The 26795-nt window shown below is 62.7% G+C and carries 24 protein-coding genes and 1 riboswitch; of the genes, 10 read left to right on the forward strand and 14 right to left on the reverse strand.

Features of this window, described 5'->3' with window-relative positions; translation table 11 throughout:
• Nucleotides 1–76: 76 nt before the first annotated feature.
• Nucleotides 77–189: riboswitch (glycine riboswitch) on the reverse strand.
• 140 nt (nt 190–329) lie between these two features.
• A complete protein-coding gene (gene ppc / locus Q7V20_RS17345) occupies nt 330–3158 on the forward strand; it encodes a phosphoenolpyruvate carboxylase (RefSeq protein ID WP_304794028.1) in 2829 nt (942 codons plus the stop codon).
• Between the two features lie 42 nt (nt 3159–3200).
• Here ppc and Q7V20_RS17350 read toward each other — a convergent pair whose 3' ends face one another.
• The 3 genes from Q7V20_RS17350 to Q7V20_RS17360 all read right to left on the reverse strand — a co-directional run bounded on the left by Q7V20_RS17350 (nt 3201) and on the right by Q7V20_RS17360 (nt 6186).
• Nucleotides 3201–4481, reverse strand: coding sequence for a TRAP transporter large permease (locus Q7V20_RS17350; RefSeq protein ID WP_304794031.1), 1281 nt, complete (start codon nt 4479–4481; stop codon nt 3201–3203).
• On the reverse strand, nt 4478–5080 hold the full coding sequence (locus Q7V20_RS17355) for a TRAP transporter small permease (protein WP_304794034.1): 603 nt from the start codon (nt 5078–5080) through the stop codon (nt 4478–4480). The genes Q7V20_RS17350 and Q7V20_RS17355 overlap by 4 nt, the downstream gene beginning before the upstream one ends.
• A gap of 77 nt (nt 5081–5157) precedes the next feature.
• On the reverse strand, nt 5158–6186 hold the full coding sequence (locus Q7V20_RS17360) for a TRAP transporter substrate-binding protein (protein ID WP_304794037.1): 1029 nt from the start codon (nt 6184–6186) through the stop codon (nt 5158–5160).
• A gap of 127 nt (nt 6187–6313) precedes the next feature.
• Here Q7V20_RS17360 and Q7V20_RS17365 point away from each other — a divergent pair, with 127 nt between their 5' ends.
• The 3 genes from Q7V20_RS17365 to ribA are packed head-to-tail and all read left to right on the forward strand — an operon-like array spanning nt 6314 to nt 9674.
• Complete coding sequence (locus tag Q7V20_RS17365) at nt 6314–8296, forward strand: sensor histidine kinase (protein WP_304794040.1); 1983 nt, start codon at nt 6314–6316, stop codon at nt 8294–8296.
• Between the two features lie 2 nt (nt 8297–8298).
• The gene (locus Q7V20_RS17370; RefSeq protein ID WP_304794088.1) at nt 8299–8946 is read left to right on the forward strand and encodes a response regulator transcription factor; all 648 of its coding nucleotides are present in this window, start codon (nt 8299–8301) and stop codon (nt 8944–8946) included.
• 41 nt (nt 8947–8987) lie between these two features.
• On the forward strand, nt 8988–9674 hold the full coding sequence (gene ribA / locus Q7V20_RS17375; protein WP_304794043.1) for a GTP cyclohydrolase II: 687 nt from the start codon (nt 8988–8990) through the stop codon (nt 9672–9674).
• Here the strand turns inward: ribA and Q7V20_RS17380 are convergent.
• Genes Q7V20_RS17380 through Q7V20_RS17395 form a run of 4 tightly spaced genes read right to left on the reverse strand, consistent with a single transcriptional unit; the run spans nt 9660 to nt 11867 of the window.
• The gene (locus tag Q7V20_RS17380) at nt 9660–10178 is read right to left on the reverse strand and encodes an NUDIX domain-containing protein (protein WP_304794046.1); all 519 of its coding nucleotides are present in this window, start codon (nt 10176–10178) and stop codon (nt 9660–9662) included. The genes ribA and Q7V20_RS17380 overlap by 15 nt on opposite strands.
• A 20-nt stretch (nt 10179–10198) precedes the next feature.
• On the reverse strand, nt 10199–10837 hold the full coding sequence (locus Q7V20_RS17385) for an FMN-binding negative transcriptional regulator (protein WP_304794049.1): 639 nt from the start codon (nt 10835–10837) through the stop codon (nt 10199–10201).
• A gap of 9 nt (nt 10838–10846) precedes the next feature.
• Nucleotides 10847–11476: a glutathione S-transferase family protein gene (locus Q7V20_RS17390; protein WP_304794052.1), complete on the reverse strand. Its 630-nt coding sequence runs from the start codon at nt 11474–11476 to the stop codon at nt 10847–10849.
• A 25-nt stretch (nt 11477–11501) separates the two neighbouring features.
• On the reverse strand, nt 11502–11867 hold the full coding sequence (locus tag Q7V20_RS17395; protein ID WP_304794055.1) for a DUF1304 domain-containing protein: 366 nt from the start codon (nt 11865–11867) through the stop codon (nt 11502–11504).
• A 72-nt stretch (nt 11868–11939) separates the two neighbouring features.
• Between Q7V20_RS17395 and rimO the strand changes: the two genes are divergently transcribed.
• Nucleotides 11940–13352: a 30S ribosomal protein S12 methylthiotransferase RimO gene (gene rimO / locus Q7V20_RS17400; protein WP_304794058.1), complete on the forward strand. Its 1413-nt coding sequence runs from the start codon at nt 11940–11942 to the stop codon at nt 13350–13352.
• A gap of 12 nt (nt 13353–13364) precedes the next feature.
• Here rimO and Q7V20_RS17405 read toward each other — a convergent pair whose 3' ends face one another.
• Both Q7V20_RS17405 and Q7V20_RS17410 read right to left on the reverse strand, forming a co-directional pair.
• The gene (locus Q7V20_RS17405; RefSeq protein WP_304794062.1) at nt 13365–13931 is read right to left on the reverse strand and encodes a MalM family protein; all 567 of its coding nucleotides are present in this window, start codon (nt 13929–13931) and stop codon (nt 13365–13367) included.
• Nucleotides 13932–14011: 80 nt separating this feature from the next.
• Nucleotides 14012–14830, reverse strand: coding sequence for a hypothetical protein (locus Q7V20_RS17410; RefSeq protein ID WP_304794064.1), 819 nt, complete (start codon nt 14828–14830; stop codon nt 14012–14014).
• A gap of 136 nt (nt 14831–14966) precedes the next feature.
• On the opposite strand from Q7V20_RS17410, the gene Q7V20_RS17415 reads away from it, so the two are divergent.
• The 5 genes from Q7V20_RS17415 to Q7V20_RS17435 are packed head-to-tail and all read left to right on the forward strand — an operon-like array spanning nt 14967 to nt 20803.
• Nucleotides 14967–15935 carry a BMP family protein gene (locus Q7V20_RS17415; RefSeq protein WP_304794091.1) on the forward strand — a complete coding sequence of 323 codons (969 nt, stop codon included), beginning with the start codon at nt 14967–14969 and terminating at the stop codon, nt 15933–15935.
• A gap of 25 nt (nt 15936–15960) precedes the next feature.
• Nucleotides 15961–17523, forward strand: a complete 1563-nt coding sequence (locus Q7V20_RS17420; protein ID WP_304794067.1) for an ABC transporter ATP-binding protein — start codon at nt 15961–15963, stop codon at nt 17521–17523.
• A complete protein-coding gene (locus Q7V20_RS17425) occupies nt 17520–18614 on the forward strand; it encodes an ABC transporter permease (protein WP_370652492.1) in 1095 nt (364 codons plus the stop codon). The genes Q7V20_RS17420 and Q7V20_RS17425 overlap by 4 nt, the downstream gene beginning before the upstream one ends.
• Nucleotides 18611–19573: an ABC transporter permease gene (locus Q7V20_RS17430; RefSeq protein WP_304794070.1), complete on the forward strand. Its 963-nt coding sequence runs from the start codon at nt 18611–18613 to the stop codon at nt 19571–19573. The genes Q7V20_RS17425 and Q7V20_RS17430 overlap by 4 nt, the downstream gene beginning before the upstream one ends.
• A 24-nt stretch (nt 19574–19597) precedes the next feature.
• Nucleotides 19598–20803, forward strand: coding sequence for a PLP-dependent transferase (locus Q7V20_RS17435; RefSeq protein ID WP_304794073.1), 1206 nt, complete (start codon nt 19598–19600; stop codon nt 20801–20803).
• Nucleotides 20804–20809: 6 nt separating this feature from the next.
• Here Q7V20_RS17435 and Q7V20_RS17440 read toward each other — a convergent pair whose 3' ends face one another.
• The 5 genes from Q7V20_RS17440 to efp form a co-directional block, all read right to left on the reverse strand.
• A complete protein-coding gene (locus Q7V20_RS17440; RefSeq protein WP_304794076.1) occupies nt 20810–21448 on the reverse strand; it encodes a glutathione S-transferase in 639 nt (212 codons plus the stop codon).
• A complete protein-coding gene (locus Q7V20_RS17445; protein WP_304794078.1) occupies nt 21449–23473 on the reverse strand; it encodes an ATP-binding protein in 2025 nt (674 codons plus the stop codon). It lies immediately after the preceding gene.
• Nucleotides 23470–24051, reverse strand: a complete 582-nt coding sequence (locus tag Q7V20_RS17450) for a YfiR family protein (protein WP_304794081.1) — start codon at nt 24049–24051, stop codon at nt 23470–23472. Before Q7V20_RS17450 ends, Q7V20_RS17445 begins: the two co-directional genes overlap by 4 nt.
• Before the next feature lie 5 nt (nt 24052–24056).
• Nucleotides 24057–26000 (reverse strand): TonB-dependent siderophore receptor, encoded by a 1944-nt coding sequence (locus Q7V20_RS17455; RefSeq protein ID WP_304794084.1) that lies wholly within the window; start codon nt 25998–26000, stop codon nt 24057–24059.
• Nucleotides 26001–26203: 203 nt separating this feature from the next.
• Nucleotides 26204–26758, reverse strand: coding sequence for an elongation factor P (gene efp, locus Q7V20_RS17460; RefSeq protein ID WP_230181462.1), 555 nt, complete (start codon nt 26756–26758; stop codon nt 26204–26206).
• Between the last annotated feature and the right edge of the window lie 37 nt (nt 26759–26795).

Consider the following 26795-nt stretch of genomic DNA (forward strand, 5'->3'; position numbering starts at 1 on the left):
TGGCGGCGCGGGCTTGCCCCTTCGGTGGGTTGGCTCGAAGACCAACCTCTCTCCAGTGAGGATCACCCTGCGAACAAGGTGTTTGCCAGTCCTTTTGCCTGAGCGTTCGGATGGCAAGCCACCCTGCGCCTTCGGCGACCCGCCATGCGTGCATTGAAACGCACACGGGTTCTCTCCTAGCAGCGCAAATTGTATGCGAGGAAGTGGGCGGCGTGGCCTCCTTGAAACACCAGGCTGAATGCGCTTTGGGGACTTGGCACGATGTTTGTGTGTTGGTGCTAAAACCTGAGTCAGCCCTTCAACCACACCCACTCAAATCCCCACACGGCATGGTCACCAAGGCACCCGCGCGCAAAAGCGCCACTTCCACTCCCACCAAAAACAGCCCCGCCAACCGCAACGCACCCTTGCTGCGCGACATTCGCCTTCTGGGTCGAATCCTGGGCGATGTGATCCGCGAGCAGGATGGGCGCGACGCCTACGAACTGATCGAACGCATCCGCCAACTGGCCGTGGCCTACCGGGCGCGCCGGGACGATGTGGCCGGCAAGGACCTGGACCGGCTGCTCAAGAACTTGTCGGCCGACCAGAGCGTGTCCGTCATCCGGGCTTTCAGCTACTTTTCGCACCTGGCCAACATGGCGGAAGACCGCCACCAGGTGCGCCAGCGGGAAACCTCGGTCAAGGCGGCCACGGAAGGCTCGCTGTCCGCCTGCTTCCAGCGCCTGACCGACCAGGGCGTGCGCACCGACGACATCGCCGCCTTGCTCAAGCGCGCCTACCTGTCGCCGGTGCTCACCGCCCACCCGACCGAAGTGCAGCGCAAATCCATCCTGGATGCCGAACGCGCGGTGGCTGAACTGATCGCCCGCCTGGACAAGGCCGACGATGAAGAGCGCCAGGAGATCGAGCCTGCTCTGCGTGCCCGCGTCACCCAACTTTGGCAGACGCGCATGCTGCGCTTCACCAAGCTGACAGTGGCCGATGAGATCGAGAACGCGCTGAGCTACTACCAAAGCACGTTTTTGCGCGAGATTCCCCGCCTTTACGCGCAACTGGAGCGCGCCTTGCCGGGCCGCGAGGTGGCGTCCTTCCTGCGCATGGGGCAGTGGATCGGGGGGGACCGCGATGGCAACCCGAACGTGACCGCGCAGACCTTGCAATTGGCCATGTCGCGCCAGGCCGAGGTGGCTTTGCGCCACTACCTGGTTGAGGTGCACCAGTTGGGAGCCGAGCTGTCGATGTCGGGGCGCCTGGTGGGCATTTCGGCCGACATGGCCGTGCTGGCCGACCGCTCGCCCGACCTCAATCCGCACCGTTCGGACGAGCCATACCGCCGGGCCCTGACGGGTGTCTATGCCCGCCTGGCCGCCACGCTGGAAGACTTGACCGGCACCAAGGCCCTGCGGCACGCGGTGGCACCGCAGGATGCTTACCTCAGTGCCGATGAGTTCCTGGCCGACTTGCGAACGGTGGATGGCTCGCTGCGCCAACACCATGCCGCCGTGTTGGCCGACCTGCGCGTCAAGCCCCTGATTCGGGCTGTGCAGGTGTTTGGCTTCCACCTGGCGACATTGGATTTGCGCCAAAGCTCTGACCAGCACGAATTGGTCATCGCTGAGCTGCTGGCCACCGCCAAGGTCGAGCCCCATTACGCCAAGCTGGATGAGGCGGCCAAGCAGGCCCTGATGCGCCAGTTGCTTTGCGAAGCCCGGCCGCTGCGCGTGCAGGGTGCGACCTACAGCGACCTGGCCAAGGTCGAACTCGCCATCTTCGAAGCCGCGGCAACGGCTCGCCGACGCTATGGCCCTCAGGCCTTGATCCACTACATCATCTCGCACACCGAAACCGTGAGCGATCTGCTGGAAGTGCTGCTGCTGCAAAAGGAATGCGGCCTGATGCGCGGCACGCTGGACGAGGCCGATTCGCAGGCCGAACTGATCGTGGTGCCCCTGTTCGAAACCATCGCCGACCTGCGCCATGCCACCGACATCATGCGTGGCTTCTACGCTGTGCCCGGCATCGCCGACCTGGTCAAGCGATCGGGTGGCGAGCAGGACATCATGCTGGGCTACAGCGACAGCAACAAGGACGGCGGCTTCTTCACCAGCAACTGGGAGTTGTACCGCGCCGAGATCTCGCTGGTCGCCTTGTTCAACGATTTGCGCGCCAGCCATGGCATTGGCCTGCGCCTGTTCCATGGCCGAGGCGGCACCGTGGGCCGGGGCGGCGGCCCCACCCACCAGGCCATCCTGGCGCAGCCCCCCGGCACGGTCAACGGCCAGATTCGCCTGACCGAACAGGGCGAGGTGATCGCGTCCAAATACGCCCACCCCGAGATCGGGCGGCGCAACCTGGAGACGCTGGTGTCGGCGATGCTGGAGGCCAGTTTGATTCAACCCAGCCGCCCTGTGCCCAGCACCTTCTTGCAGACGGCCGATGCGATTTCGCAGGCCAGCATGGCGGCCTACCGCAAGCTGGTTTATGAAACGCCCGGCTTCACCGAGTACTTCTTCGCGGCCACGCCGATCCGCGAGATCGCCGAACTCAACATCGGCTCGCGCCCGGCCTCGCGCAAATCCACCCGCCGCATTGAAGACTTGCGTGCCATCCCATGGGGATTTTCATGGGGGCAATGCCGCGTGGCCTTGCCGGGCTGGTTCGGCATGGGCTCGGCCATCGAGGCTTTCTTGAGCGCACCGGGCACCGAGCGCAAGGCGCAACTGGCCTTGCTGCAGCGCATGCACAAGCAATGGCCCTTCTTTGGCACCTTGCTGTCCAACATGGACATGGTGCTGGCCAAGAGCGACCTGGCCATTGCCGAACGCTACGTGGCCCTGGTGGAGGACAAGCGCCTGGGCAAGAAGATCATGGCCGCGATCAAGGCCGAGTGGGACTTGACCAACCAGGCGCTGAACCTGATCACGGGCACCAAGGCCCGCCTGGCGGCACAGCCCGACCTGGCAGATTTCCTGGCCTACCGCTTTCCGTATGTGGATCCGCTCAACCACTTGCAAGTGGAGCTGATGCGCCGCCACCGCAAGGCGCAGGACACGCGCGCCTCCGAAGTGGAGGGCGAGACGGTGGCCGAGCGGGTTCAGCGCGGCATCCACCTGTCGATCAATGGCGTGGCCGCCGGCTTGCGCAACACGGGCTGAGTTCTGGTGGAACCCGGGCCTTCTTGGCGGCCCGGGAACCGTTCACTTCATCAGCAGGTTGGGCAGCCACAGCGACAGTGGCGGCCAGTAGGTGACCAGCACCAGGAAGCCCAGCATCGTCAGCAGCCATGGCCACACTGCGATGGTCAGCTCGGTGATGCCCATCTTGGTCACCCCGGAGGCCACGTACAGGTTCAGGCCCACCGGTGGGTGGCACATGCCCACCTCCATGTTCACGATGATCAGGATGCCGAAGTGCACCGGGTCGATCCCCAGCTTCATGGCCACCGGGAACAGGATGGGCGCCATGATCAGCACGATCGAGGAGGGCTCCATGAAGTTGCCAGCCAACAGCAGCAGGATGTTGACCACCGCCAGGAAGGCGATCGGACCCAGGCCCATGCCGATCAGCCAGTCGGCCAGGTTCTGAGGGATGTTCTCATTGGCCAGCACGAATGAGAAGAGGACCGCGTTGGTGATGATGTACAGCAGCATGGCGCTCATGTTGGCCGAGGCCAGCAGCACGCGGGGCACGTCTTTCAGCCGCATGTCCTTGTAGACGAACACGGCGATGATGAAAGCGTAGACGGCGGCCATCGCGGCAGCTTCGGTGGGGGTGAACAGGCCGGTGTAGATGCCGCCCATCACCACCACGATCAGCAGCAGTCCCCAGAAGCATTCACGCAAGGCCTTGAGGCGTTGCGCCATGGAGGCCTTGATCTGGCGCGGGTAGTTGAACTTGCGGGCGCGCCACCAGGCCGTCAACCCGAGCAGGAAGGCCAGCAAGATGCCTGGCACAACACCGGCCATGAACAGGGCACCCACCGAGGTGTTGGTGGACACGGAGTACATCACCATCACGATCGAAGGTGGGATGAGGATGCCCAATGCCCCGGATGTGGTGACAATGCCCGCGCCAAAACGCGCCGGAAACCCGGCTTTGGCCATCGCAGGCAACAGGATGGACCCAATGGCCACGACGGTGGCGGGCGATGAGCCAGACACGGCTGCAAACAGCGCGCAGGCCACCACGCCAGCCAAGCCCAGGCCGCCGTGCCAGTGGCCCACCATGGAGGTGGCGAAGTTGATCATGCGCTTGGCCACCCCCCCGTGCGTCAGGAAGTTGCCGGCCAGGATGAAGAACGGGATCGCCATGATCTCGAACTTTTCGATGCCGGTGAACAGCTTGAGGGCGACCGACTCCAGGGGCACCTGCGTGAACCCGAAGATGAAGCTGAGCACCGTCAGGCCCAGGGCGATGGAGATCGGCATGCCAGTGAGCATCAGCATCACCAGCAGGCCCAGAATGATCAGGCCGTTCATGCGGTAGCTCCTTTTTCATCCAGGCCGTCCACATGGCCATGGTCATGGTGAGGCAACTCACCCGTGTGTTGAAACGTCCAGGCCACTTGCAGGAAGCGAAAGCACATCAGCGATGAGCCCAAGGGGATGGCCATGTAGATGATCCAGGTGGGCCACTCCAGGTCGGGCGTGGTGGGGCCTTCGATCAGGCCGTCCATGTTCAGGCCCAAGGCCTGGTAGGCCGCGTGGTGCAGGCCGTTGTCCCACACGAACGTGGCGCCCAGTGCGCCCACCATGCCGGTGAACAAGGCGCCGGCCAGCAGGCTGAACAGCACGAAGTACTTGCGCTTGTGATCCGACAGGCGGTTGATGAGCACGTCAACACCCACGTGGATGCCGGTGCGCACGCCATAGGCCGCACCAAACTTGGCCATCCAGACGAACAGGTAGATGCAGGCTTCCTGGGTCCAGGCCATGTCGATGCTCAGCAGCCAGTCCTGCACGCCGGGGATGTTGAAACCGATCACGTAGCGGTGCACCACCGACGCGAAAATGATGAGGGTGGCGGCGGCCATGAAGGTCGCGATCAGCCATTCCTCCAGGTGATCAAGCCATTTCATGGCGTTCTCCCAGGGGGTTCAGTCGGGTCATGAAAAAGCCCACGCGGTTGGTGGGCTCAAGGGAGGTTGCTCAAGGCTCAGAGCTTGCTGGGGTCGAAGCCGGTTTCCTTGTAGATGGCACGCAGCGTTTCTTCGCCAATGCGCGAGGTCATCTGCTGGTGCACCGGCACCAGAGCCTTCTTCAGGGCCAGGCGCTCGGCCGGGGTGGGCGTGTAGATCTCGGTCTTGCCGGTGGCTTTGACCTTGGCCAGGGCGTCCTGGTTGTCGGCAAAGGCGCGGTCATTGGCCACCTTGGTGGCTTCAGTGATGGCTTGGGTCAACTGGCCACGGATGTCGGTGGGCAGGCCATCCCAGAACTTCTTGTTCACGACCACGGCGTAGCCCAGGTAACCGTGGTTGGTGACGCTGAGGTGCTTTTGCACTTCGTGCATTTTCTGGGTGTACAGGTTGGAGGGCGGGTTCTCTGTGCCATCGACCACGCCAGTCTGCAAGGCCTGGTAGGTTTCGGAGAAGGCCAGCACCTGGGGCAGGGCGCCCAAGGCGCGCATTTCGGCATCCAGCACCTTGGAGGACTGGATCCGCATCTTGCTGCCCTTGTAGTCCGCCACGGCCCTCAAAGGCTTGTTGGCCGAGAACACCTTGAAGCCGTTGTCCCAATAGGCCAGGCCGGTGATGCCGCGTGTTTCCAGCTTGGCCAGCAGGCTTTTGCCCACCGGGCCTTCGGTCACGCGGTGCAGGTCGGCGTAATCATCAAAGATGAAGGGCAGGTCGAAGACCTCGAACTCCTTCACGCCCAGTGGCGCAAACTTGGACAGCGAGGGTGCCAGCATTTGCACCGAGCCCAGTTGCAAGGCTTCCAGCTCTTCCTTGTCCTTGTAGAGCTGGCTGTTGGGGTAGACCTCGACCTTGACGCGCCCTTTGGTCAACTCTTCCGCGCGCTTGGCAAAGAAGGCGGCGGCCTTGCCCTTGGGCGTGTCCATGGCCACCACGTGGCTGAACTTGATCACGATCGGCGCCTGGGCAAAGGCGCTGGGCACCAAAGCAATGGCGGCTGCGGCGGCCAGCAGGTGGCGGCGCAGGATCTTTCCGGCGAAGGATGTCGTCATATTGGTCTCCTCAGGGTGTGGGGTCAGCCGGATTGTTTCCCCCTGTGCTGACATGGGAAATTGTGGAGTTCCACATTTGTGCGTCGCGGGCCGGCAAGCTCCCAAAGTGCCGGCATAGACTCAGTGCATGAGCCCACCCATCAGCGCGCCACCCCGCCCCACGCTGGCCGTGCCACCCCAGCCGCGCTGGCGGGTGTGGGGGTCGTTCGTGTCGGTGATGCCGCACCTGTGGGCCTGGCCTTTGGTGCTGTCCCTGCTGTTCGTGGGGGGGGTGATGGCCTGGTTGCGCTCGGTGGAGCGTGCCGACCTGGACAGCCAGCGCGCCGAGATGATCTCCGATGCCTTGTCGCTGGAGGCCCAGGTCAGCAACCGGCTGGATGCCGAAGCTGCCCGGCTGCGAGCACTGGCCGATGTGATCAACACCAAGTCCTTGTCCGACGATGCATTTGCCCAACACGCCTTGGTGCTCGATGGCCTGCGCCGTTTCTGGATCAGCGTGACCTGGCTGGACGCGAAGGGCCGCATCGTGGTCCAGGTGCCCGATGACAGCATGCCCGCCCATTCGTCTGCGCGCAGCGGAGTCGAAGAGCGGGGGCTGGCCGGGCATTTGTCGGCGCCTTTGCAAAATGAGGTCGGCAAGCCTGCTGGCTTGCTGGTGGCGCGTTATCTGCCAGCCGAGGTCTTGCGCCAGAAGGTGCCCTGGTGGCTGGCCCGCAAGTACGACATCCGTCTGGTCGATGAGCTGGGCGAGGTGATCGCCTCCACGATCGATGGCCCGCGCCTGGCCCGCCAGGCCTGGTACCGCGTGCCCGCGGGCCCTTCGCTGCCTCAGGCCTTTCTGGAGCTGTCCGCGCGCGAAACCATCAAGCCCTGGTGGCGGACTTTGCCGGTGGTCTTGATGACTGGTTTCGTGTTGCTGATCGGCGGTGCCAGCTGGATGCTGCGCCGCCAGATGCAGGGCGTGTCGCGCGCGGAAGAGGCCTGGCGCACCGAAGCCGCCTGGCGCACGGCGATGGAAGATTCGCTGGCCGTGGGCATCCGGGCGCGCGACCTGGATGGGCGCCTGGTCTACGTCAACAAAACCATGGCCGACATGCTGGGCTACCAGGCCGAAGAATTGATCGGCGCCATGCCGCCCATGCCTTACTGGCCCAGCAACGAGCTGGAGCAGGCCATGCAGCGGCATTTGCGCAACATGGCCGGCCAGGCCCCGCGCGAGGGCTACGAGTCGCGCTGGCAACACCGCGACGGGCAAATCCTGGAGGTGGTGGTGTTTGAAGCTCCCTTGGTGGATGCCAAGGGACAGCACATCGGCTGGATGGCCTCGATCCTGAACGTGACCGAGCGCAAGCGACTTGAAGAGCGCGAGCGCAAGCAGGCCGACACCATGGCCCACCATTCGCGCCTGACGATGCTGGGCGAGGTGGCCTCTACCCTGGCGCACGAGTTGAACCAGCCCCTGTCGGCCATTGCCAGCTACAACGCGGGCGTGCTGAACTCCCTCAGCCGTGTGCCAGGCAGTGACCCGGCCTTGCTGATCGCCTTGAAGCGCATGGGTGAGCAGGCCTCGCACGCCGGGCGCATCGTCAAACGCATCCGCGAGTTCCTGACCCGGCGCGAGCCCCAGCGCGAGCCGTGCGACCTCAACCAGGTGGTGGCCTCGGCCGTGGCGCTGCTGAGTCGCGAGATCGCGCGCCATGGCATCGCGGTGACCACCGAACTGGACGCCAGCCTGCCCTTGGTGATGGCCGACCCCATCCTCATCGAACAAGTGGCGGCCAACCTGGTGCGCAATGCTTGTGATGAACTGGCCCATGCTGACCAACCACGTCGGGTCCACATCCAGACCTTGCTGGGGGCGGGCGGGCGTTTTGCCAAGGTGGTGGTCACCGACAGCGGCCCCGGCCTGGGCGGCCGCACCATCGATCAACTGTGCCAGCCCTTTTATTCCACCAAATCCGATGGCATGGGCATGGGGCTGGCCATTTGCCGCTCGATCATCGAGCTGCACTATGGTGGGCTGGACGCCGAGGAGGCTCCTGGCGGCGGGGCGATCTTGTCGTTCACCGTGCCCTGCTTGCGCCCCGAAGACCTGGAGGAAACCGCATGATGATGAAACCCGATCAAGGCATTGTCTACCTGGTGGACGACGACACCGTGGTGCGCGACGCGCTGGCATTTTTGCTGGGATCGCGCGGACTGCTGGTTTTCAGTTTTGATGGCGGGCCGGCCGTGCTGGCTTACCTGGCCACTTGTCCGCGTCCCATTCGGGGCGTTTTCCTGGTCGATGTGCGGATGGAGCCCATGTCCGGCCTGGTGCTGCACGAAGAGTTGCTGGCGCAAGGCATCCGCAACCCGCTGCTGTTCCTCAGCGGCCATGGCGACATCCCCATGGTGGTCGAGTCGCTCAAGAAAGGCGCCTTCGATTTTCTGGAAAAACCCTATGCCGACAACACCCTGGTCGATCGCATCGAGCAGGCTGTGACCATCGAGCGCGCCATGTTGCTGGACGATGCCCGCCAGGCCGAAGGCCATGCCCGCCTGGCCAGCCTGAGCGACCGCGAGCGCGAGGTCATGCCCCGGGTGGCGGCCGGCAAACTCAACAAAGTCATCGCCGACGAACTGCACATCGCGGTGCGCACGGTCGAGGTCCACCGGGCTCGTGTTTTTTCGAAATTGGGCGTGCGAACGGCGGCGGAACTGGCCACTTGGCTGTCTAATTTCGGGGGTATTGACGCATCTGCGAAAATACAAAGATAAGGAACGGGACTTTCCCGAGGATTTCCCGAAAACACACGCTGATGAATTCGCCGCAAGACTCCAGTCGCCCCCAGGCCCCTGTATCGCAACAGGTGACTCTGGTGGCCCAAGCCCGTGTGCCCACCGAGCACGGCACTTTCACCATGAAACTGTTCAAGGAAGAGCCTTCCGGCCTTGAGCACGTCGCCCTGATCATGGGCGAGGTTCAGGGCACGGCGCTGGTCCGCGTTCACAGCGAATGCATGACCGGCGATGTGTTCGGCTCGCTGCGCTGCGACTGTGGCCCGCAATTGCATTTCGCGCTGGATGAAATCGGCAAGCAAGGCAGCGGTGTGGTGCTCTACCTGCGCCAGGAAGGGCGGGGCATCGGCTTGATCAACAAGCTGAAGGCCTACGCTTTGCAGGATGAAGGGCTGGACACGGTCGAAGCCAATCTGCGACTGGGCTTTCCCGCCGATTTGCGCAATTTCGAGGTGGCCGCGCAGATGCTGTCGCAACTGGGCGTCGATTCGGTGCGCCTGATGACCAACAACCCACGCAAGGTGGACACGCTTGAAAGGCATGGCGTCAAGGTGGTGGAGCGGGTGCCCGTGCGCAGCCAGTCGCAGTCGGAAAACCACCATTACCTGGCCACCAAGGCCCTCAAATTGGGGCACCACATGGATTGGCTGCCCGAATACATCCCGCCCAAAAGCGAGGACGACGGATCGCCGTCAAAGCTTGGGTAGGTCAAGGGCCTGTGGGGCGTGCCCCCGGCCAACCAGCCAGTCGCGCAAAGCCAGGCCGGTGCTGGACGGCCAGTAGCGCGCTTTGGCGGGCGCAATGCGCTTGTAGTCCACCAGTTCGTCGCCCAGCGTGATCACACCCGTGGCGGGCACGTGGTACGCGATGATGATCTGGTTCTGGCGTGGGAACGCGTAATGGCCGATGAAATGGGTGCCTTGCGCCTGCAGCCCCAACTCTTCCATCACCTCGCGCTCGATGGCTTCTTCGGGGCTGGGGTCGGACTTCTCCAGGAAACCTGTGATCAGGGCATAGAAGGGCACGGGCCAGGCCCTGTTGCGCGCCAGGATGATCTCGCCCTCGTGCTCGACCACGGCGGCCACCACGGGCACCGGGTTGTCCCAATGCACGTAGGTGCAGTTGGCGTCCAGGCAGGACAGCCGCATGACGGTGTCCAGTTCGCGCTCTTGCAAAGGCTGGGCGCATTGGGGGCAGAACTTGAAGGCCATGTTTCCTCGGATCGACGTGATCAAGACGGTGAATGTGCGGCCACCAGCGCGGCCATGTCCGTGGAGGGCGGATGGCCTTGTTCGGTCAGTCCGGCGATCAGGCTGGCGCGGTTCTGCGCTGGCTGGTTCTGGCTGACCTTCCATTTGCCTTGCAGGCGCGTGATCGGGATCTCGATGCCCACGATGGCTTGCAGCAGCCGGTCGGTGAACTCGCGGGGGGCATCGGCCACCGCCCAAGGCTCGGCCCGGGAGGCCTCGTGCTGGGTGGTCATCGACTCCAGTTGCGCACGCACCCACCGTGGGTCGTCTTTCACCAGCAGTGGGCCGTGGGCATGCACCACGGCGTAGTTCCACGTGGGCACGACCTTGCCGCCTTCTTGTTTGGTGGCATACCAGGATGGCGTGATGTAGGCGTTGGGCCCCTGAAAGACGGCCAGCACGTCGGCCGAAGGCTCGGTGCTTTGCCACAACGGATTGGCGCGGGCCACGTGCCCCACCAGCTTGCCAAACGCAGAGCCATCGGCTTGCCAGTGCAGCGGGATGTGGTTGGCCGTCAAGCCGTCGGCGGACAGGGTGACCAAGGTGGCCAGGGGGTGGGCGCGAATCAAGCCCTGCAGAACTTCCAGCCGTGATTCTTCAAAGTGCGCAGGTGAGTACACGTTTGAGCCTCAGGCCTGGGCGGCAATCAGTTGCTGATCTTTGGCGGCCGCGCGGGCGGCGGCCGGGCGCGAGGTGACCCGGTCAATGTAAGCCCGGATGAGCGGCGTCAGGGGCACCAGTTGGAACATGGTGGTCCAGCGCAAAGCGTTGGCCCACAGCACGTCGGCGGCGCTGAACTGATCGCCCAGGATGTAAGGGCCCTTGGCCAGTTGGTCGGTCAGGGTCTTGAACATGGTGTCGAAGTCACCATAGGGACAGGTGGAGGGTGGCGTCGGCTCGCGCTTTTGCGAGCGATCGACCAAGGCGGGTTCAAAGCTGGAGCCATAGAAGGCCAGCCAGCGCAGAAACGGTCCCCGCAAGGGCGATCCAACTTGGGGTGCCAATCCGGCTTCGGGGTACAGCTCCGCCAGGTATTGGTAGATGGCGACCTGTTCAGTGACGACCGCCTCGCCATGCCTGATGGCCGGCACTTTGCCCATCGGGTTGATGGCCAGGTACTCGGCCTTGCGCTGCTCTCCAGCCTTCAGGCTGAGCACGAAGGTTTCGTAGTCGGCGTTCAATTCCTCCAGCAGCACCAGCACGCCGGCCGAACGCGAATTGGGTGAGTGGTAGAAGATGACGTGCTGGTCCGTGCTCATGAAGGCCTCCAGTTTCGATGGGGTGTCAGGCATTCTGCACAAGCAGCAAAGCCAGCGCGATGATGGCGGGCAAGGCCTGCACGAAGAAGATCTTGCGGCTGACCGTGGCAGCCCCAAACACCCCGGCCACGATCACGCAACCGAGGAAGAAAACCTTGATGTCGTGTCCCGCCGTGCCCAGCAGCAGGCCCCACACCAGTCCGGCTACCAGAAAACCGTTGTACAGGCCCTGGTTGGCGGCCAGGGACTTGGAGGCCGTGGCGAAATCCGGCTTCAGGCCAAAAGCCTTGCGGCCCAGTGGTTTGTCCCAGAAAACCATCTCGAGCACCATGAAATACAGGTGCAGCAGGGCGACCAATGCAGTCAAAACAGTGGCGGCTGTGGCAATCATGGCGTCTCCTTGTGAGGTCTCTGGCGGTGATTGTCGTTGCTGAAAGCCCAATTTCCCCGACAATCCACCCCCATGACGTCTGAATTGCTCACCCCCACCACGCCCGCCCCGTTCGCAGCCGCCCCCAAAATCGGCTTTGTCAGCCTTGGCTGCCCGAAAGCGCTCACCGACTCCGAACTGATCCTGACCCAACTGGCCGCCGAGGGCTACCAAACCTCCAAGACCTTTGACGGCGCGGACCTGGTGATCGTGAACACCTGCGGCTTCATCGACGATGCCGTGCGCGAAAGCCTGGACACCATTGGCGAGGCGCTGGCCGAGAACGGCAAGGTCATCGTGACCGGCTGCCTGGGCGCCAAAGCCGGTGCCGATGGCGGCAACCTGGTCCGCCAGATGCACCCCAGCGTGCTGGCCGTGACCGGCCCTCATGCCACGCAAGAGGTGATGGACGCGGTGCACCTGCACGTGCCCAAGCCACACGATCCCTTCCTGGACCTGGTGCCCGAGTCACGCGGCATCGCGGGCATCAAGCTCACGCCCAAGCATTACGCCTACCTGAAGATCAGCGAAGGCTGCAACCACCGCTGCAGCTTCTGCATCATCCCCAGCATGCGCGGCGACCTGGTCTCGCGCCCGATTGGCGATGTGTTGAGCGAGGCGCGTGCCTTGTTCGAATCCGGTGTGAAAGAACTGTTGGTGATCAGCCAGGACACCAGTGCCTATGGCGTTGACGTGAAGTACCGCACCGGCTTCTGGGATGGCAAGCCTGTCAAGACCCGCATGTTCGACCTGGCCGAGCAACTGGCCACCTTGGCACAGCAGCACGGCGCCTGGGTGCGCATGCACTATGTCTACCCCTATCCGCACGTGGACGAGATCCTGCCGATGATGGCCGAAGGCCTGATCCTGCCTTACCTGGATGTGCCTTTCCAACACGCGCACCCCGCCGTGCTCAAGCGCATGAAGCGCCCGGCCAATGGCGAAAAGAACCTCGAGCGCCTGCTCCGCTGGCGCGAGATCTGCCCCGAGATCGTGGTGCGCAGCACCTTCATCGCAGGCTTCCCTGGCGAAACGGAAGAGGAGTTCGAGTACCTGCTCGACTTCCTGCGCGAGGCCGAGATCGACCGCGCGGGCTGCTTTGCCTATTCACCCATCGAAGGCGCGCCTGCCAATGCGCTGGAGGGCGCCTTGCCCGACGAAGTGCGCGAAGAACGCCGCGCCCGCTTCATGGCTGTGGCCGAGCAGGTGTCGATCGCCAAGCTGCAACGCCGCGTGGGCGCGACCATGCAGGTGCTGGTCGACAGCGCGCCCGCATTGGGCCGCAAGGGTGGGGTGGGCCGCTCTTACGCTGACGCGCCCGAGATCGACGGCACTGTGCGTTTGCTGCCGCCCGAAAAGGCCAGCAAGACCTTGAAGGTGGGCGAGTTCACCAAGGCGCGCATCGTGGCGGTTGAAGGCCACGACCTGATCGCTCAGCCGTTCTGATGGCCAATGGCGTCATTTCGACGCCGTGGCCAGGCCTTTCACCTCAATTTGCAGACTGCCGACCGGGGATGCTCGAAGTGTCGATTTGCCATCCTGGCCGCCATAAATATTGAAGGTCACGAAGCCGGTGGAAATGGTCTGAACCGTGACCATGGAGTATTGGCGCTCGATGGATGCGGACAGGTCTGCCCCATAAACGGCGATGTACCGTTCTTGCTGGTTGCTCGGGTTGATGAACACCGTTCGCTCCAGGTCATTGCCGCGGTTGCGTAACGTACGCTCGTCAAAAAAGCGAGTGACTTTGAAGTCGGCGTCATACATGGCCACACGCGGGATGAAAATGGCCACGTCCTGCAACGTTCCGGCCGCCTGGCTCGTCAGGAAAATCGAATACGGGCGTTCATAAGCAGGCAGCTCATAAAGCACGAAATACGCTTTTTGCCCACCGAAATTGAAAGCGGGCTGCGTCTTGTCGATCAAAACCTTGGTCGGAATCAAGGGAATCGGTGACCTGATCGCAGTGGAAAGATCCTGGCAGCACACGGTGGTGGATTCAAGCGCCTTGCGGGCTTCGGCCACCACCTCTCGGCCAGGCTGGACAGCGCACGATGCCAGCAAAAGCACCGTGGTCGCTGTGAGGAGCAGCCTGTGCAGTTGCATCAGTTTTTCTTCAGGTCAGCCACGATCTGGGCGACGATCGCGTCCAGGCCGCTGTACAGACCTTCGCGCGTTTTGACAGGGTTTTGGGTCAACGAAGACATGTCATTGAACCGGTACTGTGAATCAGAAGCCAAGTGAACCGTTTGTGCATTTGGCATGGCATAGCCATAGCTGATGGTGTCTTCATAAAGCACATTGCCGCTGCTTGCTTCCAGGGCCGCGACCTTGGCTTCCAGGCGTGGGAAATAGTCCGTTGAGGGACCCGCCGCCCAATAGGCACCGCTCAGGTTGATCCTCAGCACGGCATCCCCACTATTGCCTTGTTGCTTGACCAGTGACAAGACTTGGTCTTCTTTGGCATCCTTGGGCAGCATGACGATGTTGGGGACATAGCCAGCCTTGGCCAGACCTTCGCTCAGCTTGGCGCTGAAACGTTCTTGCAAACGGGTCTCTGCGGGATCGATGGCCTTGTTGAGGTCCGTGCTCTTGCTGGCCATGTCTGCCGCTGCCACGAGTCCACCGATCAGGCCAAAGCTCATGCCAGGGTGCCCGAGAATGACCACGTCGTATGACTCTTGATTGGGCGCTTGAACAATGGCCACCGTCTTGATGTGCGCAGCCGCCTCATGGTTGAAAGCCTGCTTTTTGGGCGCTTGAACGCAAGCCGACAACACCGTGATCAGCGCAACAGCGCTGAACGTTTTCAATGAACGCATACAACTCCCTGAAATTGGAAAAACCGAGTTTGGATTAAAGCCTATCCGGCCGTTCATTGGCCTCAGATGTAACCCCTTGTTTGCGGGTGTGTGTTTGGGCATGATGTTGGCTGATGAAGCCTCGCTCACCTGGCACTACTTTTGCAATGGATGTCGCAGGCAGTCTCATGCCGGTGCAAATCGATCCCTACAGGAGTTTTCAGTGACGCAACTCGCCCGCCGATCCTTGTTGAACTTGATGGCGGCTTCGGCCGTACTCATGTCCTCCACTGCGCTCATGCCAGCCATGGCCCAGGCCAAACTCAAAGTTGCCGCCATCTACACCGTGCCGGTCGAGCAGCAGTGGGTGTCGCGCATCCACAAGGCCCTCAACGAGGCCAAGGCGCGGGGCGAGATCGACTATGTGTTCTCCGAGAACACCGCCAATGCCGACTACGAACGCGTGATGCGCCAGTACGCCGAAGGCGGCAACACCCTCATTCTGGGCGAAGTGTTCGGCGTTGAAGCGGCTGCCCGCAAGGTGGCCAAGGACTACCCCAAGGTCAGCTTCCTGATGGGTTCATCCGGCAAGCCGCAGGCACCCAACTTCTCGGTGTTCGACAACTATATCCAGGAGCCCGCTTACTTGAGCGGCATGGTCGCAGGAGGCATGAGCAAGAGCGGCCACATCGGCATGGTCGGCGGCTACCCCATCCCCGAGGTCAACCGCCTGATGCACGCCTTCATGCTGGGCGCCAAGGAAATCAACCCCAAGGTCAAGTTCACCGTCAGCTTCATTGGTTCGTGGTTCGATCCACCGAAAGCCAAGGAAGCCGCCTTTGCCATGATCGACAAAGGCGCTGACGTGCTCTACGCAGAGCGCTTTGGCGTGAGCGACGCGGCCAAGGAAAAAGGCCGGCTTGCCATCGGCAACGTGATCAACACCCAGCCGCAGTACCCGGACACCGTGGTGGCCTCGGCCCTGTGGAACATGGAGCCCACGGTGGACCTGGCCATCAAGAAAGCCAAGTCCGGGCAGTTCAAGGGTGAGGACTACGGCCCTTATTCCATGATGAAGTTCAAGGGCAGCGAGCTGGCGCCACTGGGCACGTTTGAGACCAAGGTGCCCGCCGAGGTGGTCGCCAAGGTCAAGGCCAAGCAGGCCGCCATCCTGTCGGGCGCGTTCAAGGTGCCGGTGGTCGAGACCGAACCCAAGTCGTCGAACTGAGCCACACAACGGTCCGGCTTGCCCGATGACGGTGCTGCGGCTGCAGGGCATCACCAAGCGCTTTGGCTCGCTGGTGGCCAATGACGACATCTCGCTGACTTTGCAGGCCGGCGAAGTACTGGCCTTGCTGGGCGAAAACGGAGCTGGCAAGAGCACGCTGGTGTCCATCCTGTTCGGGCACTACGTGGCCGATGCGGGGCGCATCGAGGTTCAAGGCCACCCATTGCCAGCGGGGCAGCCCAGGGCGGCGCTGCAAGCTGGCATTGGCATGGTGCACCAGCATTTCACCCTGGCCGACAACCTCAGCGTGCTCGACAACGTGATGCTGGGGACCGAGTCGATGTGGCGCCTGTCGTCGCGTCGCCAGGCAGGGCGGCAACGCTTGCTGTCCTTGGCCGGGCGCTTTGGCCTGGCCGTTGAGCCGGATGTGCGTGTGGGCAGCTTGTCGGTGGGCGAGCGCCAGCGCGTCGAGATCCTCAAAGCCTTGTACCGTGGCGCGCGCATCCTGATCCTGGACGAACCAACGGCGGTGCTCACCCCGCAAGAGAGCGAACAACTCTTCGCCACCCTGGACACCCTGGTCAAAGACGGCTTGGCCGTGATCTTCATCAGCCACAAGCTGGACGAAGTACTGCGCGTGTCTCACCGCGTGGCTGTGCTGCGTGGCGGCAAGCTGGTGGCCGAATGTGCCGCGCAGGGCACCACCAAAGCGGAGTTGGCCGCCTTGATGGTGGGCCGCGAGGTCAAGGCGGCTCGCCGTGTCGCGGCGTTGGGGCCACCTTCGGGCGCGGTGGTCTTGCAATGCGAGGGTGTTCACACCGCCAAGGGGGAGCATGGCACGGCGCTGCAAGGGGTGGACTTGAACGTGCATGCTGGCGAAATCGTCGCCGTGGCTGGGGTCTCCGGCAACGGTCAGGTGGCGCTGGCCGAGTTGCTGCACGGCTTGTTGCCAGCCGCCCAAGGACGCCTGCAGGTGTCGTCCCAACCATTGCGGGCCCAGCCGCGCGATTGGGTGTCCGTGCCCGTGGCCCGCATCCCGGAAGACCGCCATGCGCAGGGCGTGGTCGGCGACCTGAGCCTGTGGGAAAACACCATCACCGAGCGCTTGTTTGACCAGCGCTTCGCCCGCTGGGGCTGGGTGCGTCGGGCCGCTGCGCGCGGCCATGCGCAGCGCATCATCGAGCGATTCGATGTGCGGGGTGGCGGCCTTGATTCGCCTGCGCGCCGATTGTCGGGCGGCAACATGCAAAAGCTGGTGCTGGGCCGGGCGCTGGCATTGGGGGAGGGCTCTCGGCTGGGCGTGCCCACGCTGATCGTGGCCGCCCAACCCACCTGGGGCCTGGACATTGGTGCGGTCGCCTTCGTGCACGAACGCCTGATCCAGGCGGCCGATCAGGGCAGCGCGGTGCTGCTGATCTCGGAAGACCTGGACGAGATCCTGGCCTTGGCCGACCGCATCGCGGTGATGCACGAGGGGCGGCTCACCGCTGCACGTCCTCGGCAAGACTGGACGCTCGCCACCTTGGGCCTGGCCATGGCGGGCAGCGATGCCCACTCGGCCACCGCACGCGAAGGACTCACCACGTGACGCCCTTGCCACGTTGGCGAGTAGAAAGCCGGGAACAGCCCTTGCGCTGGGGTTGGCTGAGTGCGCCTCTGGCCACTGTGATCCTGGCCGCTGGCCTGATCGCCTGGAGCGGCGCCCCCGTGGTCCAGGCCTACGGCTTGATGGTGCAGGGCGCCTGGGGCTCGACCTTCGCCATCTCTGAAACCCTGACCCGCGCCACGCCTTTGATCCTGACCGGCCTGGCCGCGGCCGTGGCGTTCAGGGCCCGTTTGTTCAACATTGGCGCCGAAGGCCAGTTGTACCTCGGTGCCATGGCGGCTGTCGCCGTGGGCGGTCAGCAAGCCGGTGCAGCCGAGTTCACCGGCTCGGTCGCCTGGCTCACGTTCTGGATGGTCCTGGCCGGGGCCTCGGCGGGCGCGGCGTGGCTGCTGGGCCCCGCCTGGCTGAAAACCAGGCTCGGTGTGGACGAAGTGGTCACTACCTTGTTGATGAACTTCATCGCCTTGCTTCTGGTGTCGATGATGCTGGATGGCCCCATGAAAGACCCCATGGCCATGGGCTGGCCCCAGTCGGTGGCCCTTTGGCCCGAACTCGAATTCAGCCGCCTGATCGAGCGCTCGCGCGTGCACAGCGGCTTGCTGGGCGCCTTGTTCCTTGCTTTGCTTCTGTGGATCGTTGACCGCTACACCACCTTGGGCTTGGGTTTGCGGGCTGTGGGCGCCAACGCCGATGCGGCGGCCTTCGCCGGGTTGCCGGTGCGGCGCCTCACTTTGATCACCGCCCTCATGTCAGGCGCCTTGGCAGGGCTGGCGGGGGTTGGCGAGGTGGCGGGGCGCACCAGTTACCTCACGCTCGACATGTCGCCCGGCTATGGTTACAGCGGCATCGTGATCGCCATGCTGGCGGGCTTGCATCCCTTGGGCGTGGTGGCTTCTGCCTTGTTCGTGGCCAGCGTGCTGGTGGGTGCCGACAGCATGAGCCGGGCCTTGGGCGTGCCCACCTACCTGGCCGACGTGATGGTGTCTTTGGCCCTGTTGTGCATGCTGGTCACGCAGATGTTCACGCGCTATCGCCTGCGCCTGGTGCGCCCTGCGGCCAGGAGCCCGGCATGACCGAGGTGTGGGACCTGGTCGCGCAAAGCAGCTTCTGGATCGCCATGCTGCGCATGGCCACGCCGCTGCTGCTGGGCACCCTGGGCGTGTTGCTGTGCGAGCGCGCGGGCGTGCTCAACCTGGGCATCGAAGGGATCATGGTGGCGGGGGCATTCACGGGTTGGCTGGCCGTTTACCATGGCTGCAGCCTGCCCCTGGGCGTGCTGATCGCCGCGCTGGCGGGCGCCTTGTGCGGCTTGCTGCACGCCTTGCTCACCGTCGGGCTGGCCTTGTCTCAACACGTGGCGGGCCTGGGCCTCACCTTGTTGGCGACCAGCCTGAGCTACTACAGCTACCGCATCGCTTTCCCCAAGATCTCAACGCCCCCCACCATCACACCGATGGTCGCGGTGGGCCACCAGTGGCCAGGCCTGGCCAAACTGCCCTTGATCGGCGAGGTATTGGCCGCCCAAACGCCCTTGACCTTGACCGCGCTGGCCTTGGTGCCTGTGCTCGCGTGGATGCTCATGCGAACTCCGCTGGGCCTGGCTGTGCGCATGGTGGGGGAGAACCCGGCCGCTGCTGAAGGCCAGGGGCTGAGCGTGGTGGGCCTGCGCACCGGTGCCATCGTGGCCGGATCAGCCCTGATGGGTGTGGCCGGGGCGTTCCTCACGCTGTCTGCCTTCAACGCCTTCTACATCAACATGGTCAACGGTCGCGGCTGGATCTGCGTGGCCCTGGTGGTGTTCGCCTCGTGGCGGCCTGGCAAGGCCTTGCTGGGTGCCTTGTTGTTCTCCGCCTTTGATGCTTTGCAACTGCGCCTGCAGCAGGCTGGCGGTGAAGTGCTGGGCGTGGCTTTGCCTTACCAGGTCTACCTGATGCTGCCCTATGTGCTGTCCATCCTGGCCCTCATCGTCATGGCCCGCCGGGCTGCTTATCCGCAAGCCTTGATGAAGCCCTACCGCGCCGGTGAGCGCTGAGCCAAACTCCATTAGCATGGCTGGATGAAGCAGCGCAAAACCGCCCCCAGCACCGACCTCATCCACCACGCCTACGAGCCGCCTGTCGGCTTCAAATCCGTGGTGCCTGGCATCCACAAGGCCTCCACCGTCATCTTCGACAACACGGTGGCCCTGCGGGCGCGCCAATGGAAGGACAAGACGGGTTACACGTATGGCCTGCACGGCACGCCCAGCACCTTCACACTGGAAGAGCGCCTGGCCACTCTGGAAGGTGGTGTGCAAACGCTGCTCGCGCCCAGCGGCCTGGCCGCCCTCGCCATGGTGGACATGGCCTTGCTTCACGCTGACGACGAGGTGCTGATCCCCGACAACGCTTACGGTCCCAACAAAGACCTGGCGCGTGGCGAGCTGGCCCATTGGGGCATCACCCACCAGTTCTACGACCCCCTGCGTGCGGATGAGCTGGCCAGCCTCATCACCCCCAGAACCAAGCTGATCTGGCTGGAGGCGGCTGGCTCGGTGACCCTGGAGTTCCCAGACCTGATCGGCCTGCTGCGCGTGGCCCGCCAGCATCCTCACGTGATCGTGGCCTTGGACAACACCTGGGGTGCTGGCCTGGCGTTTGATGCATTTTCCTTCGACGAGGTGGGCAAGCAGGCGCAAGGCGTCGACATCTCCGTGCATGCACTGACCAAGTACCCGTCGGGCGGTGCCGACGTGTTGATGGGCTCGATCACCACGCGCGACGAGGCCTTGCACCTCAAGCTCAAGATGACGCACATGCGCATGGGGCTGGGCGTGGGCGGCAACGATGTTGAAGCTGTGCTGCGTGGTCTGCCGACCTTGCCTTTGCGTTATGCCGCGCACGATGCCGCAACGCGGCAGATCGCGCGATGGTGGCAGACCCGGCCTGAAGTCTCCCAGGTGCTGCACCCGGCCTTGCCCGAGTCACCCGGCCATGCGCATTGGGCCCAGACCTGCAGCGCGGCGGGTGGCTTGGTGTCCGTGGTGTTCGATGAACGCTACAACCCCGCCCAGGTCGATGCCTTCATCGATGCCCTGAGGCTCTTCAAGATCGGTTACTCATGGGGTGGACCGGTGAGCCTGGCCGTGCCCTATCACCTGCCGAGCATGCGCACAGTGGGCGATGTGCCGCGGGGCACACTGGTTCGCCTGGCCATTGGCCTGGAAGACACGCAAGACCTGATCGATGACCTGGCGCAGGCCTTGACGGCGTTGACCGTGTGAACTGAGCTAAAAAATCGTGGGTGCATCACCCGCTTGCCAGGCGGGATACTTGGCCATCACGGCATGGAACAAGGGCGATTCGACCCAATGATTCAGCCAGCTCCGCAATGCGGGAAACGGCGCATTGGCAAACCATTCGGCGTCTACCTGGGCGAACTGGCGGATGAAGGGCGCGATGGCCATGTCGGCCAGGGACGGCTTGTCGCCGAGCAAGAAAGGTGTGTCCGTCAACCGTTGGTTCAGGCCATGGATGCACAGCGTGATGGCCTGATCCCGGTAGTCAGCGAACGTGTGGGCGGGATGCCGTTCTGGGTATTTGTAGCGGTCCAGGAGCGCCTTGAATGGACCATCGTTGCGAGCGATCAAATCCTGCGTGGCCTGGGTGTCGCCCTGATTCAGCCAGCCTTGCGGATCGGCTTGCTGCAAGGCCCAGTTCATGATGTCCAGGCTTTCGTCAATGATCTGGCCATGGGGCAGTTGCAGCACCGGCACCGTGCCTTTGGGCGAAATCGCCAGCATGGCCTGAGGCTTGTGGCGCAGCACCACTTCGCGGAGCTCCAGCGGAACCTGGGCATATTTCAGGGCCAGGCGGGCACGGATGGCGTAGGGGCAGCGGCGAAACGAATACAGGATCGGCAGGGGCATTCAGTGCTCTGACTTCTCGGCCACCGATGCTTCCAGTCCGGCGTTGATCGCCTCCAGCAGCTCTTTGATGTTGATGGGCTTGGTGATGTATCTGAAGAACCCTGCGGCCAGCCCTTGGTTGATGGACTTCGGCATGGCGTTGGCGGTCAGGGCGATGACGGGGATGTGCCGAGTCTTGGGATCGTTGCGCAAGATGGCCTGCGCTGATGCACCGTCCAGGTTGGGCAGGTTGTTGTCCATCAGGATGACGTCTGGCAGGTGAACCCTCGCCAACTCGACGCCCAGCCGCCCATCGGGCGCGGACAGCAGCCTGATGTCCGGGCGCGTGCTCAGGATTTGCTCCACCAGTTTCAGGCTCTCGGGATTGTCTTCCACATAGAGCACGGTGTAGGTTTGGTGCTGCTTGGGTGCGGTCTCCTTGGGCGCCATGGCGGTGAGCACATCTCGATGGCTGATCGCGGGCACAGGCTCGGTGGCCCTGAGTTCGATCCAGAAAACGCTGCCCATGCCCACCGTGCTGGTGACCCCGATTTCGCCGCCCATGGATTCGATCAAGTGCTTGGTGACCACCAGGCCAATGCCTGTGCCTTCTTGTGCGCCGGCTTCCTGGCCCAATCGATTGAACGGCTGAAACAGCAGTTTCAACTGTGCTTCGCTCAGCCCCATTCCGGTGTCCTGAACCGATACCCGGACGCGATCGGGGCTGGCGCTGGTGCAGTCAACCACGACCGCCCCCATGTCGCGGTTGTACTTGATGGCATTGGACAGCAAGTTCAGCAGGACTTGCTTCAAGCGCGTGCGGTCGGCCATCACATTCAAGTCGCAAGAGGTGGGAAACAGTGTGCGGATGCCACGCTGATCGCCTAACGGCTCAATCATGGTGTGGCAATCCTGCAGGATTTCTTGAAGCGACACCGGCTCCAGCGAGAGCGACAGGTGGCCGGATTCGATCTGGGCCAGGTTGAGGATTTCGTTGATCAACTCCAGCAGGTGCCGACCAGCCCGCAAAATGTGCTCGGTGAAGGTTTTCTTTTGCTCAGCGGTGGGCGACATCACGTCCGAAGTCAGCAACTGCCCAAAGCCGATGATGGCATTCAAGGGCGTGCGCAGTTCATGACTCATGCTGGACAGGAACTCCGACTTGGCCTGGTTGGCGCTTTCCGCAGCTTGCGTGGCCAAGGCCAGTTCGTGGTTTGAGGTTTCAAGCTGCCTGGTGCGCTCTTGCACGCGTTGCTCCAGTTCCTGGTTCAGTCGCATGATCTCGTGCTGGGCATTGCGACGCTCGTCCACTTCGCGCACCTTCTCACGATTGGACGTTTCCAGCGCGAGGGTCCGTCGTTCGATTTCAATCAGCATGTTGTTGAAGGAATCGACCAGTTCACCGACTTCGTCCTCGCTGATCTTGTTCACTCGACGCGAGTAGTCGCGCTGACTGACCACCTCCCGAGCTGCCTTGCCAATTTCCAGTATCGGGCGCGTCACGATCTTTTGCAGCCACGTGGACACCAGCAGCGCCACCAGCATGGACATGAGCATCACGGCCACGGCAATCCCAGAGAAATTCACGACCCGATCAAAGAGCTCGTAGTCCGCTTTGAGATACACCGTGCCGATGACATCGGCACCATCCATGATGTTTTTGAAGATGACCAGGCTGGTCTTGCTCACCTCGACCCCATCTTCTGCGGGCAGTTTGGGAAAGACGGGTGGCTCTCCATGACCGGCATGGGTGGCAAAAAGGGAACCGTCGGGGCTGTAGATGGCGGCGGCCCGGACCTTGGGTTGGTAGCGCAGGATGCTGAGGTTCTCGTGTGCCACCTTTTTGTCGTCGAAGGTCAGTGCAGGCGCAGTGGTGCGGGCCAGCAGTTCTGCCTGTGCCGTCATGTCGTTGACCCAGGTGCGGTGGTAGGCGCGAAGGTCATGAATGATCATGGCGCCCAAGGCCACGATCAGCGCGGCCAAGGTGGTCAGCAGCATCACCGCCAGCAGTTTTCGCTGCAGGGAGCTTTTGAACGCGCTCATCATGACGGGGCTCCGATCACTTTGCGTGCGACGGTCAGAAGCCGGGCGCTGAGCTTGATGTTGTTGGCTTCGGCCGAGCGCAAGGCCACGTCAAAACGCACTTTCGCGCCATCGATGACGAAGTTGATGACACCACCGGCCATCAGTGGTGGATCGGTTTCGGTCACCACCAGCAAGGGCAGTCCTTTGGCTGAGGCCAGCGTGGCGGCCATGCGGGACGGGTCGGTCCGGGCGATGAACAGGATGTGCAAACCCGTGATGGCATCGCCCTGGTGCAGTCTTTTCACGTTCACCGGGCGACCATTGATGCTTCGACCCGAGGACATTTGTGCGAGCTCGTCCGCCACGGCATCAGAACCCATGATGCCGATGATCACCGGGCTGCTGGCTTGCGCAAAGGTCTGTTCAGGCCATTCAACGTAGGCGCCAAATTTATACAGGAATGCGGCCTTGACCTGGTACTCGAACTGACCGGCCAGGGCATTGAGTGCCAACACACACAGCAGCACCCCGACTGCCCAGGCGCGCAGCCTGCCCGCTGCGATGTTTTCGCGGTCCGGGATGGTTGGGGGGGAGGGCATTTCCATCAAAAGCGAGCCAGCACCTTGAAGTAAACCCCCGAGCTCAAAGCGCTGCGCGTTGGCGCATTGAAGAACTCCGCATGAGGGGATCCGAACAGATTTCTGCCTGCAACTGACAGCTCCAGATGGGGGCTCGCTTTCCAGCCTAGCCTCAGATCGACCACTGTGTAGGCGGGCACTTCGGGTTCCGGCAATGACGAAACATGTCGAACCGTGCCATCCAGTTCCCATTGTTCTGAGATGTTGAACCTGGTGCGCAGATTCCAGCTCAGCTCGGGATCGTTGCCTTCGGCGTTGATGCCGCCGTTCAATCCGTAACTGCCCTCTTTGAGTTGAAGGCGCTTGTGCAGGGTGGTCACTCCCGCGCTCAAGCGCCAGGTCTCCGTGGGTTGGTAAGAGCCCCAGGCCTCGACGCCCGTGGTGTGGCCGTCCATTCGGTTGGCGTAAAACACCGGAACCAACGTGATGGGGACCGTGGCTTCCAGGGTGCGCAGGTGGTCATAAATGGTGTGGAATGCCGTGATCGAAAGGGACGTGGATGGGGAGGGCTGGCCACGGTAGCCAAGCTCAAACACCTTGGCCACTTCGGACCGGAACTGCGGCCCGCCCCCGAACACATAAGGCGATGTCGTCGGGTAGTAGAAATCGCGGTCAATCCGGGAGGGCGCGCGCACGGCCCGCGACGCGGCGCTCCACAACAGGTGATTGGCATTGAATTTCCAGGCCAGCCGGGCGCTGGGCAGCCATTCCGGATTGGTGTAGTCATTCGTTTCCAGTCTGGCGCCCAAGGTCAGTTGCAAGTCGTCCAGCAAACTGATCTTGTCTTGTGCAAACAAGCTGCCCCAGGCTTGGTTCACCTTCGCGGGCAAGAAGGCGATGAAGTCGCTGTTGAGGACTTCGTCCATGCCATAACGGTACTCGGCACCCCAGATGAAGGTATGGATGCCGCTGGATGGCAGGGCATGTTCGAACTGCAAGTCGATCACGTCCAATCGATCATCGAACGTGCCTGGCACTGTGCGCACCGTGTGGTCGTAATACGCTTGCACCTTGAGCCGGGAGCCGCCGGCCAACCGATGTTCCAGGCGAGACAGCAGGTTGAAGCCTGAAATGCTGATGGTGTTGAGCGGCCGGAAGGTTCCGAGGGTGATGGTGCCTGGGGGCGCTTGCCCCTCTCGGCCTGCATACACGTCTCCTTGCACGGTCAGGCGGTCATCTGCGCGAGTCCAATCGGCCCTGAACCCTGCCTGGGTTTTGTTCCAGGAGTCGTTGATGGAGGTGCCATCTTCTCGGCGGGAGTGTTGGCCATCAAAGTATTTGCCATAGACGCGAAAGTGGCCGTTCTCGCCCAATGTGCCGCCATGGCGCACCCCCGCGCTGGATTCGGTGTTGCCCATTCCGGCCACCACCAGCGAGCCTTGGGTGTCCTGCGCAGCACGCGTGATGATGTTGATGACGCCGTTGACCGCGTTGACACCCCACAAGGTGCCCCCTGGGCCACTGATGATCTCGATGCGCTCAACGTCTTCCAGCATGACGTCTTGTGCGTCCCAGAACACACCGGAAAACAATGGTGAGTAAACAGTGCGACCATCGATCAATACCAGCATCTTGTTGCCAGCCGTGTTATTGAGGCCGCGAGCCCCGATGGAGTATTGGCTGGCGCTGCGTTGCCCCACATGAAGGTTGGGGGCCAGCCGCAATACCTCGGGCAAGCTGACGGCCCCGGAGCGGCGAATGTCCTCCGAATTGATGACAAATACAGAGGCCGGGGCATCAGACAAGCGCTCGGGTCGTTTGGACACGGAGGTGATCTGCAGATTGCTCAGTTCCTCAAGGGTCAGGTCTGCCAGATCAAGGGCTTTCGCCAGGGGGGCGGTGGAAGCGGCGCAAAGTAAAACCGTCACGGAAAACTTTGCACTTTTGCACGCCGAGTTGGTGTTCGCCATGTTGCCCCTTCGAGGGTTTTGTTTTATCTCCAGTTTTTTCCTGGGTGCATGGACAACTGCTACCCATTGAATTTACGCTCAAACCGGTGTTGACGGTGTCATCAGCGATTTACCCATTTGAAATGAGGGCGAATCGCGTGCAGAAGGGCATAAAAAAAGGACACCAGCAGTGGTGTCCTTTTCGTGAAGTGAAGTGCTGCGGCTTAGACGCGCTTCTTGTACTCGTGCGTGCGGGTGTCGATTTCGATCTTGTCGCCCGAATCCACGAACAGGGGCACGGGGATCTCGAAGCCGGTGCCAACCACGCGGGCAGGCTTCATGACCTTGCCGGAGGTGTCGCCCTTGACGGCGGGTTCGGTTTCGATCTCGCGCACGATGGTGGTGGGCAACTCGACCGAGATCGCCTTGCCGTCGTAGAACACGACTTCAGCGGCCATGCCGTCTTGCAGGTAGTTGATCGCGTCGCCCATGTTCTCGGCTTCGATCTCGAACTGGTTGTATTCGGCATCCATGAAGGCGTACATGGGGTCGGCGAAGTAGGAGTAGGTGCATTCCTTCTTGTCGAGGATGACCTGGTCCATCTTGTCGTCGGCCTTGAACACGGTTTCTTGACCGAAGCCGTTCAGCAGGCTCTTCATCTTGATGCGGACCGTGGCGGCGCCGCGGCCACCGCGGCTGTATTCGGTCCTGAGGACGACCATCGGGTCCTTGCCCTGCATGATCACGTTGCCAGCGCGGATTTCTTGTGCGGTTTTCATGGTGGATTCCCGAGGGGGTCGTGTTTGAGCAAAGCCT

The organism is Aquabacterium sp., from assembly GCF_030652515.1.
Taxonomy (GTDB): Bacteria; Pseudomonadota; Gammaproteobacteria; order Burkholderiales; family Burkholderiaceae_C; genus Aquabacterium.

What these genes read in the sequence shown, in the direction of transcription:
- Q7V20_RS17420 (WP_304794067.1), top strand. Translation starts at nt 15,961, where the DNA reads ATGACGGTGCTGCGGCTGCAGGGCATCACCAAGCGCTTTGGCTCGCTG.
- Q7V20_RS17430 (WP_304794070.1), top strand. Translation starts at nt 18,611, where the DNA reads ATGACCGAGGTGTGGGACCTGGTCGCGCAAAGCAGCTTCTGGATCGCC.
- Q7V20_RS17445 (WP_304794078.1), bottom strand. Translation starts at nt 23,473, where the DNA reads ATGATGAGCGCGTTCAAAAGCTCCCTGCAGCGAAAACTGCTGGCGGTG.
- Q7V20_RS17410 (WP_304794064.1), bottom strand. Translation starts at nt 14,830, where the DNA reads ATGCCCAAACACACACCCGCAAACAAGGGGTTACATCTGAGGCCAATG.
- rimO (WP_304794058.1), top strand. Translation starts at nt 11,940, where the DNA reads ATGACGTCTGAATTGCTCACCCCCACCACGCCCGCCCCGTTCGCAGCC.
- Q7V20_RS17390 (WP_304794052.1), bottom strand. Translation starts at nt 11,476, where the DNA reads ATGAGCACGGACCAGCACGTCATCTTCTACCACTCACCCAATTCGCGT.
- Q7V20_RS17360 (WP_304794037.1), bottom strand. Translation starts at nt 6,186, where the DNA reads ATGACGACATCCTTCGCCGGAAAGATCCTGCGCCGCCACCTGCTGGCC.
- efp (WP_230181462.1), bottom strand. Translation starts at nt 26,758, where the DNA reads ATGAAAACCGCACAAGAAATCCGCGCTGGCAACGTGATCATGCAGGGC.
- ppc (WP_304794028.1), top strand. Translation starts at nt 330, where the DNA reads ATGGTCACCAAGGCACCCGCGCGCAAAAGCGCCACTTCCACTCCCACC.
- Q7V20_RS17380 (WP_304794046.1), bottom strand. Translation starts at nt 10,178, where the DNA reads ATGGCCTTCAAGTTCTGCCCCCAATGCGCCCAGCCTTTGCAAGAGCGC.
- Q7V20_RS17435 (WP_304794073.1), top strand. Translation starts at nt 19,598, where the DNA reads ATGAAGCAGCGCAAAACCGCCCCCAGCACCGACCTCATCCACCACGCC.
- Q7V20_RS17350 (WP_304794031.1), bottom strand. Translation starts at nt 4,481, where the DNA reads ATGAACGGCCTGATCATTCTGGGCCTGCTGGTGATGCTGATGCTCACT.
- Q7V20_RS17450 (WP_304794081.1), bottom strand. Translation starts at nt 24,051, where the DNA reads ATGCCCTCCCCCCCAACCATCCCGGACCGCGAAAACATCGCAGCGGGC.
- Q7V20_RS17415 (WP_304794091.1), top strand. Translation starts at nt 14,967, where the DNA reads ATGGCGGCTTCGGCCGTACTCATGTCCTCCACTGCGCTCATGCCAGCC.
- Q7V20_RS17355 (WP_304794034.1), bottom strand. Translation starts at nt 5,080, where the DNA reads ATGAAATGGCTTGATCACCTGGAGGAATGGCTGATCGCGACCTTCATG.
- Q7V20_RS17370 (WP_304794088.1), top strand. Translation starts at nt 8,299, where the DNA reads ATGAAACCCGATCAAGGCATTGTCTACCTGGTGGACGACGACACCGTG.
- Q7V20_RS17395 (WP_304794055.1), bottom strand. Translation starts at nt 11,867, where the DNA reads ATGATTGCCACAGCCGCCACTGTTTTGACTGCATTGGTCGCCCTGCTG.
- ribA (WP_304794043.1), top strand. Translation starts at nt 8,988, where the DNA reads ATGAATTCGCCGCAAGACTCCAGTCGCCCCCAGGCCCCTGTATCGCAA.
- Q7V20_RS17365 (WP_304794040.1), top strand. Translation starts at nt 6,314, where the DNA reads ATGAGCCCACCCATCAGCGCGCCACCCCGCCCCACGCTGGCCGTGCCA.
- Q7V20_RS17440 (WP_304794076.1), bottom strand. Translation starts at nt 21,448, where the DNA reads ATGCCCCTGCCGATCCTGTATTCGTTTCGCCGCTGCCCCTACGCCATC.
- Q7V20_RS17455 (WP_304794084.1), bottom strand. Translation starts at nt 26,000, where the DNA reads ATGGCGAACACCAACTCGGCGTGCAAAAGTGCAAAGTTTTCCGTGACG.